This is a genomic window from Gluconobacter albidus, assembly GCF_002005485.1.
In the GTDB taxonomy this organism is placed as follows: Bacteria; Pseudomonadota; Alphaproteobacteria; order Acetobacterales; family Acetobacteraceae; genus Gluconobacter; species Gluconobacter albidus.
On the sequence record NZ_CP014689.1, the window covers coordinates 2,398,597 to 2,411,485 of the forward strand.

Annotated in this window: 12 protein-coding genes; 6 read left to right on the forward strand and 6 right to left on the reverse strand. The window is 62.1% G+C overall.

The annotated features are described in order from the left end of the window. The first annotated feature begins 94 nt into the window (after positions 1 to 94). The 6 genes from A0U94_RS10955 to A0U94_RS10980 all read left to right on the forward strand — a co-directional run bounded on the left by A0U94_RS10955 (position 95) and on the right by A0U94_RS10980 (position 6,176). Positions 95 to 1,021, forward strand: coding sequence for an ABC transporter ATP-binding protein (locus A0U94_RS10955; protein WP_077803386.1), 927 nt, complete (start codon positions 95 to 97; stop codon positions 1,019 to 1,021). Then, positions 1,018 to 2,424, forward strand: coding sequence for a hypothetical protein (locus A0U94_RS10960; protein ID WP_077803387.1), 1,407 nt, complete (start codon positions 1,018 to 1,020; stop codon positions 2,422 to 2,424). Before A0U94_RS10955 ends, A0U94_RS10960 begins: the two co-directional genes overlap by 4 nt. 116 nt (positions 2,425 to 2,540) lie before the next feature. Next, a complete protein-coding gene (gene tyrS / locus A0U94_RS10965; RefSeq protein WP_062028609.1) occupies positions 2,541 to 3,791 on the forward strand; it encodes a tyrosine--tRNA ligase in 1,251 nt (416 codons plus the stop codon). A gap of 107 nt (positions 3,792 to 3,898) precedes the next feature. Then, the gene (locus A0U94_RS10970) at positions 3,899 to 4,450 is read left to right on the forward strand and encodes a hypothetical protein (protein ID WP_077803388.1); all 552 of its coding nucleotides are present in this window, start codon (positions 3,899 to 3,901) and stop codon (positions 4,448 to 4,450) included. Next, the gene (locus tag A0U94_RS10975; RefSeq protein WP_099253128.1) at positions 4,450 to 5,574 is read left to right on the forward strand and encodes a sensor histidine kinase; all 1,125 of its coding nucleotides are present in this window, start codon (positions 4,450 to 4,452) and stop codon (positions 5,572 to 5,574) included. The genes A0U94_RS10970 and A0U94_RS10975 overlap by 1 nt, the downstream gene beginning before the upstream one ends. Then, positions 5,571 to 6,176 (forward strand): response regulator transcription factor, encoded by a 606-nt coding sequence (locus tag A0U94_RS10980; RefSeq protein ID WP_062028613.1) that lies wholly within the window; start codon positions 5,571 to 5,573, stop codon positions 6,174 to 6,176. Before A0U94_RS10975 ends, A0U94_RS10980 begins: the two co-directional genes overlap by 4 nt. Positions 6,177 to 6,190: 14 nt before the next feature. Here the strand turns inward: A0U94_RS10980 and A0U94_RS10985 are convergent, their stop codons facing one another. The 6 genes from A0U94_RS10985 to rpe form a co-directional block, all read right to left on the reverse strand. After that, on the reverse strand, positions 6,191 to 6,778 hold the full coding sequence (locus tag A0U94_RS10985) for a LutC/YkgG family protein (protein ID WP_062028615.1): 588 nt from the start codon (positions 6,776 to 6,778) through the stop codon (positions 6,191 to 6,193). Beyond that, the gene (locus A0U94_RS10990) at positions 6,775 to 8,298 is read right to left on the reverse strand and encodes a lactate utilization protein B (RefSeq protein WP_077803389.1); all 1,524 of its coding nucleotides are present in this window, start codon (positions 8,296 to 8,298) and stop codon (positions 6,775 to 6,777) included. The genes A0U94_RS10985 and A0U94_RS10990 overlap by 4 nt, the downstream gene beginning before the upstream one ends. Beyond that, a complete protein-coding gene (locus A0U94_RS10995; RefSeq protein WP_062028656.1) occupies positions 8,295 to 9,038 on the reverse strand; it encodes a (Fe-S)-binding protein in 744 nt (247 codons plus the stop codon). The genes A0U94_RS10990 and A0U94_RS10995 overlap by 4 nt, the downstream gene beginning before the upstream one ends. A gap of 200 nt (positions 9,039 to 9,238) precedes the next feature. Beyond that, complete coding sequence (locus A0U94_RS11000) at positions 9,239 to 10,384, reverse strand: glycosyltransferase family 4 protein (protein WP_062108111.1); 1,146 nt, start codon at positions 10,382 to 10,384, stop codon at positions 9,239 to 9,241. A gap of 25 nt (positions 10,385 to 10,409) precedes the next feature. Then, complete coding sequence (locus A0U94_RS11005) at positions 10,410 to 12,068, reverse strand: heparinase II/III family protein (RefSeq protein ID WP_077803390.1); 1,659 nt, start codon at positions 12,066 to 12,068, stop codon at positions 10,410 to 10,412. Further along, on the reverse strand, positions 12,065 to 12,742 hold the full coding sequence (gene rpe / locus A0U94_RS11010) for a ribulose-phosphate 3-epimerase (protein WP_077803391.1): 678 nt from the start codon (positions 12,740 to 12,742) through the stop codon (positions 12,065 to 12,067). The genes A0U94_RS11005 and rpe overlap by 4 nt, the downstream gene beginning before the upstream one ends. Positions 12,743 to 12,889 lie beyond the last annotated feature (147 nt).

Below are 12,889 nucleotides of genomic sequence, written 5' to 3' on the forward strand. Positions count from 1 at the left end.
ACCTTCAAAAAGGCTCTCCCTCACGGAGAGCCTTTTTGATTCCGGCCCCCGGATTTTCTTGCCCTGTCCAGACAAATATGTAACCGGATATTTCATGCAAGACCGAAACATTCTGCACCCCGGCGCTCCCCTGTCCCTCCCCGTCGAGGTCTCGCACCTCACCAAGAGCTTTGGCAGTTTCAAAGCACTGGACGACGTCTCCTTCTCCATCGCGCAGGGCGAAACCGTGGCCCTTCTGGGGCGCAACGGGGCCGGGAAATCCACACTGATTGGCTGCCTCATGGGCTTCCTGCTCGCGGATGGCGGCTGCATCGACATTTTCGGTCACAGCATCGCAGCTCTCCCGCGTGAAATCCGGGCCAGAACCGGTTTCGTGCCCCAGACCATGACCGGGTTTGGCAATTTCCGCGTCGGCCAGCTCATGGACTATATCGCCGCCTTCTACGGCGAACTTCCTCCCGTTGATCCTGCCCTGATCGCCTGGGCAGTCCTCGATCCGAAAAAACAGGTGCGCGCGCTGTCGGGTGGTCAGAAACAGCGTCTGGCCATCGTTCTCGCCATGCGTCACAATCCCGAATTTCTGGTTCTGGACGAACCCGTCGCCAGCCTGGACCCCCATGCCCGGCGCGACTTCATGAACCTGCTCGACGCCTACACGCAGCGGACGGGCGCGAGCATCCTGATTTCGTCGCATATCCTGTCCGATCTTGAACGTATGTGCTCGCGTCTGCTGTTCGTCCGGCAGGGTCGCGTGGTGCTGGACGTGCCGACCGGGACGTTCCGCGCCACCACACGCTGGCTCGAACACCCCGCGCCTGCCCAGCTTCTCGCGCTCCTCCCCCCGGACGTCCAGATCCTCGGACAGCGCCCCGATGCGCTGCTGGTGCATGGCTGGACAGGAGACCTCAGTCTCCCCGAAAATACCCTGACAGTCGTGCCGGATTTCGAGGACGCCTTTCTGGAAATCACAGCCCCCCGCACGACCCCGGCCCATGCTGAAGGATCGGACAGCGCGGCATGATGAGTTTCCTGCCCTCGGGCGCACTGGAACGCAAAGACACGATCCGCGCGCTGCGGCTGTACGGCACACGCGTTTTTATCGTCGGCAATCCGATGGTCTATACGGCCGGATTCTTCATCTTTCTTGCGGGCATGACGGCCCATGATCTGCACACGGCCCTCCTGACGCAGGGGCTGGAAAAGGCGCTTAAACACGCCAACGTCTTCAACGCCGCCATCGCCGCAACCTTTATACAGAACTGCCTGCAAACCCATTCCGGCAACCAGATCGGCGCGTCCCAGGCCCCAGCCATCCCGGGCCTGCTTCACGCCGAGGCCCGCGCCGCAGCCCTGACGTCCATTGTGGCCATCATCGCCCTCGCAGGCCTGCTGGCCTGGAGCGGACTGCCCCTGCATGACACGCTGTTCTACACCCTTCTCAACACGGTTCCGGCCGTCGTCCAGTGGTACGCCCCGCCGCAGCAGACATCCCGCAGGGTCAAGGGCATCATGACGGTGATTGGCGTCACCCTGCTGCTCGGCCTGGTGCTCCTGACCTTCGCAACAGATTTTCCGCTCTGGGCACTCACGCGCCCGGCCGTCCTGACCATCCCGGCCGATCTCGCCATGATGAGCCTGCTGACGGCGGCCATCATGACGCTGCCCAACCGTCTGCACTCCCCGGCCATGCTGGCGCCCACGGATGGCGTTACGGCATCTGCCCCGGAATTTGCGATGCCTGACAGCGCCCCGCGCGTCGCACCGCAGGATCTCAGCTTCTATCAGCTCCGGCAGATGCTCCTCTCCCCAGCCTCCCCGACCAGCCAGCGCAACGACCTGCTGATCAGCCTGATCATGCCTGCCAGCATCATCCTGTTCATGGGCAGCCTGCCACTCGGACACGGCTCTTTCGGCACCCGGATTGCCCATCTGACGCCCGGCATGACGATCCTGATCGCCCTTCAGGACGGCTGGATCAGCAACCGCAAGCACTGGCCGCTGCTCCTGACGACGGGACGTTTCGGCAGCCGGCTCAGTTTCGTGCGCTCAGTGTTCGCCGCCAAAGCCAGCAGAATTTTCATGACGGCCCCGCTCCGGACGCTGAGCCTCATGCTGCCGGTCACGCTCTTCAAACCCCTTACCCCCACCCATGCCCTGCTGGATGGCGCGGAACTTCTGGTCGCAATGCTCGGGGTGACATTCTGCTGCCCGCTGCCGTTTCTCGTCATGAAGCAGCCTCCGCAGGGCATTATCGTTGCGGCCAGCATCGCCCCGGCCTTCCTGCTCCAGATCTGCAACCCGTTCATTCTGGGAACCCGCATCTTCGGGCCTATCGCTCTGGCTCTCGCAGCCCTTGGGGCATTGTGCTTCTTTGTTGTTCCGTCGCGCATGGCCCGCTCCGACTGGCCTTACGAGACCGAGTAAGCGTCGAATAAGCGCCCGGCCCGATGCCTCGCCGGGCTCCGGAGTTTCCGCTTCGGTCCCGGTCATGCTAGGGTTTGTGTCCCTTCTTTTCAGCAGTAGCGTAGCAAGACCGACCCATGACAAAGAGTCCGTTCCTTCTCGAAGCCCAGGCCCGCGGCCTGATCTTCCAGTGCACCGACCTCGACGCCCTCGACGAGGCCCTGCTGGCCGGACCGATCACCGCCTATGTGGGTTTCGATCCGACAGCAGACTCCCTGCATGTCGGCAATGCGCTCTCCATCATGGCGTTACGCCTGCTCCAGAAACATGGCCACCGCCCGATCGCCCTGATGGGCGGCGGTACGGCCAAGATCGGCGATCCGTCCTTCCGCGACGAGGCCCGCTCCCTCATCACGAACGAGACAATCGCGCACAACATTGCGGGGATCGAAAAGTCCCTGCGCCAGTTCATCACCTTCAGCGACGAAGATCCCTCCAGCGGCGCCATCCTCGCAAACAATGCCGACTGGCTGGACAAGCTCTCCTACATCGACCTGCTGCAGGATGTCGGCGCGCATTTCTCCATCAGCCGCATGCTGTCCTTCGACAGCGTGAAGCAGCGTCTGGAGCGGGAACAGGGCCTGACATTTCTGGAGTTCAACTACTCCATTCTCCAGTCCTACGATTTCCGCGAACTGAACCGCCGCCACGGCGCCGTTCTCCAGATGGGCGGTTCGGACCAGTGGGGCAACATCGTCTCGGGCATTGATCTGGCCCGCCGTACCGATGGCAAGCAGATCTTCGGTCTGACCACGCCGCTCGTGACCACCTCCTCGGGTGCGAAAATGGGCAAGTCCGCCAACGGCGCCACATGGGTCCGGGCGGAGCGTCTGCCGGCCTTCGAATACTGGCAGTTCTGGCGCAACACCGAAGACGCCGATGTCGGCCGTTTCCTCAAACTCTTCACGGACCTTCCCGTCGAGGAGTGCGAACGTCTCGGCGCGCTTGAAGGCGCGGACATCAACGAGGCCAAAAAGATCCTCGCAACCGAAGCCACCGCCATCTGCCACGGCCGCGCCGCTGCCGAAGAGGCCGCTGAGACGGCCCGGCGTGTGTTCGAGCAGGGTTCCACACAGGCTGCCCTGCCGGAGATCGACCTGCCCGCCACTCTGCTCGCCGAGGGCCTGCCCGCATTCCGCGTCTTTCAGGAAGCCGGACTGGCCGCAAGTGGCGGAGAAGCGCGCCGCCTGATCCGTGGCGGAGGCGGTCGCGTCAATGACGTGGTGGTCTCGGACGAGAACCAGACCTTCACCCTCGACGATCTGCGCGACGGCGTCCTGAAGGTGTCGTCCGGCAAGAAAAAGCACATCCTGCTCCGTCCGGTCTGAAACCCCTCATGACCAATGTCATCTGCCACTCCTGACAGGATACCCTGTTTTTTCTCCTCCGGAACGGGCATTCTCGCCGCAGGGTGCCCAACGGAGACACGGCGCGGATGATGACGGAACGCAAAAACTGGCGTGGTCTGCTGACTGACTGTGCAGGGCTGGCCTTCGCCGCCGTCTGGGCCACGCGCGGCGCACAGGCGGCCAGTCTTCCCCCGGCCTTGACCGTCGCGCTCATCGCCATCCCGACGCTCCTTCTTGTCCTCGGGTTCGCCCGCCGCGACCTCATCCTCCGACGCCCCGAAATCTCCGTTGACCCGAAGCTGACCCGTCGCATCAAGATCCTGCGTTTCGTAGGGATTTTCGCTGCCGCATCATGGACCCATTCCCATCACCGGCTGGACCTGTTCTATCCGATGCTCGGGGCCATCATCGGCCTGTCCTACGTCCCGCTGGGCCGCGCCCTGCAAGAACCGGTGCATGTCTTCATGGGCGGCGCCATTGTCCTGATTTCCGGCCTTTCCATGCTTCTGCCCGAACCTCACCATCTGGAAGTCGCAGGTTTTGGCACGGCCGTTGCCATCTGGGCCGGAAGCGCGGTGCGGCTGTGGCGGTCCGGCCTGTTCCTGCCTGCGGAACCGGCTTCCATCACCCTCACCTGATGGCCGCGGATTCCCTCTCCCGCCATCTGGCGGATCGCAAGACGCCCTGGCCGCACTTCAACCACTATCTGGTAGCCTATCTGAGCTACCTGCTGTTCTATCCGGTTCCCTGGCTGCTGGGCTATCACCGCCCCACACTTCCGGGCGTCCTGTTCTCGGCAGCGGCCATGCTGCTGTTCCTGCTGGTCTATTTCGCGCCCTACCGCAAAGACCGCTATTACGGCTATGGCGAAATCATCCTCACCGATCTGATCGGCTATGCCTGTGCCTGGACGCATGGCGACTGGGAAGTCTACTGCATTTTCGCCGCCGGAATGTGTGCACGCCTTCCCGAAAGGCGACAGTCCATCACGATGGTCATCCTGTTGCAGGTCGTGCTCATCATCTCCGGCCACTTCCGGCACAAGACCACACTGGAAGTCATTCCCGGCGCCTTTTTCAGCATCATCACCTATATGGGCACACTGGTGCAGTGGCAGCTCGGCATCCGCAATTTCGAACTTCGCGAAGCCCAGAACGAGATCCGTACCCTCGCCACCACAGCAGAGCGCGAACGCATCGCCCGCGACCTGCACGATCTTCTGGGCCATTCCCTGACTGTCATTTCCGTCAAGGCCGAACTCTCAGAACGGCTGTTCATGGCTGATCCCCCCCGCGCCCGGCAGGAAATCAACGAAATCAGCCAGATCGCCCGCACATCCCTGCGCGAAGTGCGCGAAGCCGTATCCGGCATGAACGGCGCGTCCCTCCTGCGGGAAATGGACCGTGCCCGCAAGGCCCTGCACACCGCAGGCATCACACTCGCACTGACCGGCCGCGCCCCTCCCGCCGACGCCCCGCCGAACAGCGTGCTTGCCCTGGCCCTGCGCGAAGCCGTTACGAACGTCATCCGCCATTCCGAAGCGCGGACCTGCACCCTGACCTTCCTGTACGATGCCAGCGGACACATCCACACCTTCACTCTCGAAGATGACGGCCCGCTTCAGGCCACAAAACCCGCCCGGGCCATCGTCGAAGGCAACGGTCTGCGCGGCATGCGCGCCAGACTTGCCGCCTCGGGCGGCACCCTGACCATTTCTCCCCGCCCCCAGGGCTTCACACTGACTGCGACGACGCTGCCATGATCCGCCTCATCCTTGCCGAAGACCAGACCATGCTCCTCGATGCCTTCGAGGCCCTGCTGCATCTTGAAGACGATATCCAGATCGTCGGACGCGCCACTGACGGGCGCGAGGCGCTCGACCTGATCCGCGAGCACCGCCCGGATGTGGTCCTGACCGACATCGAAATGCCCCATGTCACGGGCATCGAACTTGCCGAGAAAATCCTTCAGGAAAATCTCCCCAGCCGCGTCATGATCGTGACAACCTTTGGACGCTCCGGCTATCTGCGGCGCGCGCTTCAGGCGGGGGTGCGCGGCTACATGCTCAAGGACGCCCCCATCACGCAGCTTGCCGCCGCCATCCGCAAGGTCGCCGCGGGTGGACGGGCCATCGCCCCCGATCTGGCCGAAGCCGTCTGGGACGCCCTGCCTGATCCCCTTTCCGAACGCGAACGCACCATGCTCCGCCTGGCCGAAGCCGGGCGCACGAACCGCGAAATTGCGGAAGAACTGTCCCTGTCCTCAGGAACAGTCCGCAATTATTTCTCGGAAATCGTCCAGAAGCTGGATGCCCGGAACCGCATAGAAGCCGGCCGGATCGCCCGAGCGAACGGCTGGCTGTAAGCGCCCCGCCGCTATCAGGGCTGGAACAGAACGCTCAGAGACCGCACACCCTGGGCGCCATGCACCAGAACACCTTCAATATCCGCCGTCGCTGACGGGCCGCTCTGGAATACGGCATAATGGGCCTGCAACCATTCCGGACGCTGATAGGCATTATGCAGGTTGTAAACGATCTGGGCGGGGTCCAGCAGGACGATCAGATGCTGCGGCAGAAAGCCCGTCGTGTTCACATGAAGCTGCTTTTCCGTGAAACATAGCGACCCGGTCTCCGCCACGCCAAACGCCGCGCGCAGAACAGCATATTCGACCGGCGCGATATCCGTGGGCTTCGTGTGAGGCGTGATTTTCATATCCCCCTCAAACTCCGGCACGCACGACACGACAGGCCCCGGCTTGACGATGGCCTGCCGCACGGGCGCCATCGGATCAGCCACATCCGTGAGCAGCATCTTTCCGCCCATACGTTCCAGAGACTTCTGGAACAGAGCCTTCAGATCGGCTGGGGCTGCCTGATCGAACAGCGGCACCGCAGGGCGGGGATGCTCGCCCTGAAGATGAGTGCTGCGGATTGCTCCCAGAATGGCCTCGCGTGATCCACTCATGAGTTTTCTCCTTCGCCCTGCGACTTCCGGTTCCGGCGATACCATTCATTGAACGTCTGTTTGGGCGTTTCGGGAATGTCGCGCTTGCGGCCCCAGGTATTGAGCTTGTTGTACAGCATGAAATGCGGCAGGTGCCGCAGCGCGCTCCGCCCCAGAGGCAGGCTCGCCCGATAGACCACAGGCGATGCCAGAACCTCGCTCGCCGCCTTCATCATGACCTTCTTGACCGGAGAAATTTCCCCCTCGCCCGCCAACGTCTTGCGCCAGTCCGCAATCTGTTCGTGAATATTGATCTTCACCGGACAGACATTGGTGCAGCTCCCGTTCATCGTCGAGGAATATGGCAGGTTGCGGTATTTATGGACGTTGAAGGTCGGGTCGATAATCAGCCCGATCGGCCCGGCATAGGTCGCGCCATAGCTCAGCCCGCCGCTGCGCCGGAACACCGGGCAGGTGTTCATGCAGGCGCCACAGCGGATGCATTTCAGCCCCGGCCAGAACTTCTCCATCCCCAGACGCTCGGAACGCCCGTTATCCACGAGCACGACATGCATTTCGCCACCCTCACGCGGGCCGCGAAAATGCGACGTATACTGTGTGATCGGGGACCCCAGAGCGCTCCGCGACAGCAGCCGGATAAAGACGGGCAACTCATTCAGGCCGGGAATGAGCTTCTCAATCCCGATGGACGCGATATGCAGCGGCGGCGTATTGGCGGACAGATCCGCGTTGCCCTCATTGGTGCAGACAACGAACGTTCCCGTTTCCGCAACCACGAAATTACCGCCCGTCATCCCGGCCTGCGCCGAGAGAATCAGCGGGCGCGTAGCCTCGCGCTGACATTCTGTCAGGTAATGCGCATCGGCATTGTCAGGGTCGGAGCCGATCGTTTTGGCAAAAACGCTAGCGACATCAGTGCGCAGCTTGTGCACGGCCGGAACCACCACATGGCTCGGCGCTTCGTCATCAAGCTGCTGGATGCGTTCGCCAAGATCCGTCTCGATGACCTCGACATTATTGTGGGCCATGAACTCCCGGAAGCCGCATTCTTCCGTCAGCATGGATTTGCTCTTGATCAGCCGCTCGACGCCCCTGCTCCGCAGGATTTCCAGAACAATGGCGTTATGCTCGGCCCCGTCCTTCGCCCAGTGAACCTTGATTCCGTTGGCCGTCGCATTCTTCTCAAACAGTTCGAGATAGTAATCGAGCTTTGAAAGCGTGTGTTCCTTGATGCCGGAGGCGAGGTTCCGGAGCTCTTCCCATTCCTCGATCCCATGCATTTCCTTGTCGCGCTTCTGGCGCAAATCCCACAGGCGCGCGTCATGCATGGCTTCGTGTTCGGTCGCGGCCATGAAGCGGTTCGCAGCTTCGGACTGGTCAACGGGCCGGTTGCCACGGATTTTCGCGCCCCGCGGCTGGGGTTCCGAAATCCGGGACTTCAGAGGCCGGGATGAGGCGGCGCCGTGATCGAGCTGTTCGCCATGCGGGTCCGTCAGCTCTTCATGCAGTTCGGCGGTCATGCGCGTGCTCCATTCAGGATCTGGGCGATGTGAATGTATTTGAGATTGGCACCCATCCGCCGCGCACAGCCTTCCTGATGCATCATGCAGGAACTGTCGGAGGACGTGACATATTCCGCCCCGGACCTGAGCTGGTCCGTGACCTTGTCCTGACCCATCTTGGCCGAGACGCCTTCCTCGAACACCGAGAACGTTCCGCCAAAACCGCAGCATTCGTCAGGGCGCGTCAGATCGGCGAATTCAATGCCCTTGACCATCCCCAGCAGCGCCTTCGGCTTGGAAAACGGCTCTTCCCGACGTTCGCTCATGCTGGCGATCCGCAGGTTCCGCAGCGTGTTGCAGTTGTTGTGCAGGGCAACACGATGCGGAAACTCGGCCCAGGGAAACGCATCGACCTTGAGAACGTCATGCAGGAATTCGACCAGTTCATAGGTGCGGCTGCGAACGTGTTTGACGGCATCAGTCTGTTCGATGGCCGTCATGTTGTTGCGCACCTGATTGGTGCAGCTTCCGGAGGGTGTGACGATGTAATCGTATTTCCCGAAATTGCGGACGAACAGTTCTTCCGTCTTGGCCGCCTCGCGCTCGCAGCCGGTATTGGTCATGGGCTGGCCGCAGCATGTCTGATCGACAGGATATTCAACGGACAATCCGAAACGCTCCAGCAATTCCAGAGTCGCAATTCCTGTCTCGGGGTGAAACATGTCCACATAACATGGAACAAACAGACCGACCTTCATGGGAATACCTTTGTCTTCAGTCAACGCGTGTGATCACAGTCTCATGAAAACAACACAAAAACAAAAGACAAGTTTACGGGAGAATCGAAGTCATCATAACCAGAGTATTTTAGTCCTGATAGTAATACCAATATCTGATCGTGATTTGAAAAGATGATTTTCAAGTATTCATCAAAGAAAATTGGAAAAACAAAATAGTCTCAGGCTCTCTGGCCGCCCAGAGTATGCCCGGACGCCGTCTTTTCCATCAGGGCCACGACATGCCGGAGAATACGACGCTCGTCATAAGTCTCCAGCGCCAGTCGTCTTGCGGCTTTACCCATGGCGTCTCGCAATGCCGCGTCCTGCACCAGAAGACGCAGGGCGCGGGCAAGCGGGGCGGAGAGGCCCGGGGGCACCAGAAATCCGGTTGTCCCGTCCACGACCTGCTCTCTAGGTCCGCGAACATCCGTCGCCACGACCGGCAGCCCGCTCAGCATCGCTTCGATGACCGACATGGGCAGACCTTCAAAATGGCTGGGGAGTGCGAAAATATCCGCCGCCATCAGAAGCTCGGCCACATCCTCCCGATATCCAAGCATCCGCAGACGTGGTCCCAGACGCTCCCCTGCGCGCTCGAACGGCGCCGTCAGATCCGCCCCGTGATCCGAAGGCAGACGCTCGCCAACGACCCACAGTTCGGCATCCGGAACATCTTCCATCGCCCGCAGCAGTTCGGGATGACCCTTGTGCCGCACCAGACGCGACACCACGATAACCACCGGCCGATCCTGCGGAACCCCAAGCTCCTCGCGTATCCGGGCCCGGACGGACGGGTCAGGATGAAAGCGTTCCGGGTCCCGGCCGTTGCCGATGGCGATGGGATGGCGGTTCAGATGCAGCCGGCGCGCATCCCGCGCTTCCTCGCGCGAGACGGTCATGTACAGATCCGTCATGCGCCCCGCCGCCCATTCCAGCATCAGAGACAGCATCCGGCGTCGCCAGGATCCCGGCTGGTTGAACAGAAAACCGTGGCAGGTATAGGCCACGATCCGCACCCCGCAGAGCCGGGCGGCAAACCGTGCCAGAATCCCGCTGATGGGCATATGGCCATGAACCAAATCCGGCTTTTCACGCCGGATCAGGCGCAGCAGCGCGACAAATGCCCGATACTGGGCAACCGGCGAGAGCGATCGCGCCATCGGAACGCCGTGCACCGTAAAGCCCTCGGCCCGCACGACCTGAAGATGGGCCCCTTCGGCACAGGCCCCCTGAACATCATGCCCGGCTTCGCGCAGTTCCCGCATCAGCGGCAGCAGGAACTGCCTGAGCGCGAAATCCACATTCGTGATTTCGAGGATCTTCACGCCTGCACTCTGGACACGAAACGGCCTATTCCGGAATGCGTTCGAGCAGCCATGTCACGCTCTGATGGGTCCGTTTGGCGGGCTTCTGCGCTGCGGCGGATTTTTCAGGCTCGGGCGCGCTTTCACCCTCAGGCGGGGCCGCAACCTCAGCAACCGGCTGCGGCGTGATGATGATCTGGCGGCAGATTTCGCGTTTTCCACGCCCCAGATACACGTCGTTTTCCAGACGCACGACACCGTCTCGCTGCCTGAAACGCCAGATCGTCCCGCCGACCTGAAGGATGATGTCCTCGTCATCCTGCGTCACCGTCACATCCGGGTGGATGTGAAAACGGATCGCAAAGTCGATATTGCGTTCGCCGTCGATCAGTTCCTGCCCCCGCAAATCCTCACCATCAGCACCGAAATACAGACGCCGCGTCCATTTCGCACCCAGAGGCGCGTGATAGCCGTCATGCGACAAGTCCAGCCAGTGGGCGGTCCCGTCCGTCTGATGGTCGCAGGAGACAGTGACCGGACGGCGCGTCATGCCGCCATCAGGCCCGAAATCCGCCGAAGACAGACCATCCGCGACAAGAACCGTATGGGCAGCACTGCTGCGCATGGCGTCCCGCCACGCCCCGATCACGGCACTGCCGCAATTGACGAACAGACGGTGCCGCTGATGCGAGAACTCGAAAGACAGCGTTCCGGCATGGGCGGTTTTATCGAAACCCGCCGGAGCAGGCGGTCCGCTATCGACAATCAGCAGCGATTTCCCGAGCGCAAGCCGCGTGAAGCGGCCCTGCGGCATGGCAGGCGCGATCAGCTTCTGGCGCGATCCCTGCGCCAGAACATCCTCTACCGCCGCACTGTGCCGCTCGTTCGCCCCGTTGAAAACCGCAAGCCCCCCGTCTCCATGCCGCATGGCCCGCAGAACGGGACAGACCTTGTCCAGAGCCCGGTCGATGAACGGCGGAACAGTCGCATGGGCCGTGCGGAACATGACGGACATTTCCGCCAGCTCACGCGCCACCAGGAACTGAGCCTCGGGACTGCGCTCGATCACGGTCCCATCGGCGAGAACGAGACGCTCCAGCTCCGCCGGAAGATAGCGCAGAAAGCGTGACATGAATCCCGTCTGCTCCGGCATCGCCATCGCGGCGGCCAGAAGCCCACGGAAGGCCATCAACCCGCGCGCACCCTGCGGCGGCAGCGGCAGAAGGGCCGCAATGGTCCGCCCCTCCACCAGCATCCGCTCCATCAGACGCTGCTGAAGCCGCGGATCGGCGGATGCCAGACAGAACTCATGGTTCGACAGCCACGACGCCAGACGCGATCCCGTCACACAGGCATCGCGGACCAGAGGATCGGTTGGCGGATGCGCCAGCCAGTCACTGACGAGTCCGCGCGCGGTCAGGCGGGCCCTGTCGCTCCCGAGCGTCCGCAGGTCCCGCAGCCAGCCGAACCCGTGCAGCCATTCCCGCGCCGGTTCGGGCCAGGAGCCACGCTCCCAGTTGCCGCTGGGCAGAACATAATCGTGCCGGTCGAAACGGAACTTCCCGCCAATCAGGCGCGCACCCTGCTCAGCATCCCCTTTCCAGGGATCACGAAACACGTGCACCGGCCCTTCGGAGGCAGGCGCGCCAAACGGCAGACGGGCAAGGGAAAGACGAAGACCGCGAAGCCAGCGACTGCCTGTCATCCGGGCGTCTGTTCCACGAACGGTCCTTCAAGCGCCCGGATCGCCGCGTCCCGGTCTTCTTTTCCAAAAATCGCCGAGCCTGCGACGAGCATGGTCGCCCCTGCTTCCACAACACGTGGCGCCGTTTGCGGGTCGATGCCGCCATCCACGGCAAGGATGATCTCGCGGCCACTCTTGCGAATCATCTCCGACAGCGTCCGGATCTTGGCGAGCTGGCTGTCGAGGAAGCTCTGTCCGCCGAAACCGGGATTGACGGTCATGACCAGGATGATGTCCACCAGATCCATGACCTCCGACAGCGCCACGGCAGGCGTCGCCGGACAGATCGCCACACCGGGACGGCAGCCCAGAGCGCGGATGGTCTGGAGCGAGCGATGCAGATGGGGCGCATTCTCGACATGGACCGTGATATGGTTGGCACCGGCTTTCGCGGTCGCTTCCAGATACGGATCGACCGGATCAATCATCAGATGCACGTCGAATTTCGCATCAGTATGTTTGCGCAGTGCCGCAATCACCGGAGGGCCGAACGAGATGTTCGGCACGAAATGCCCGTCCATCACATCAAGATGGAGCCACGGCGCACGCGCGATGGAGGCGATCTCTTCCCCGAGGCGGGAAAAGTCAGCAGCCAGAAGGCTGGGGGCGACAATGATCGAAGAACGCTCAGTCATACTGTCATGTATCGGCAAAGCCATCGCGCGACGCAAGCCACATCCGCATCCGTGCGCATCTTCGTGAGGTTCATGTCTGTGTGTGCTGCTCCGGAACCCCGGCGCGTCTGAAACGTCCTGATGACTAAATCCGTAGACCTGCCCGGA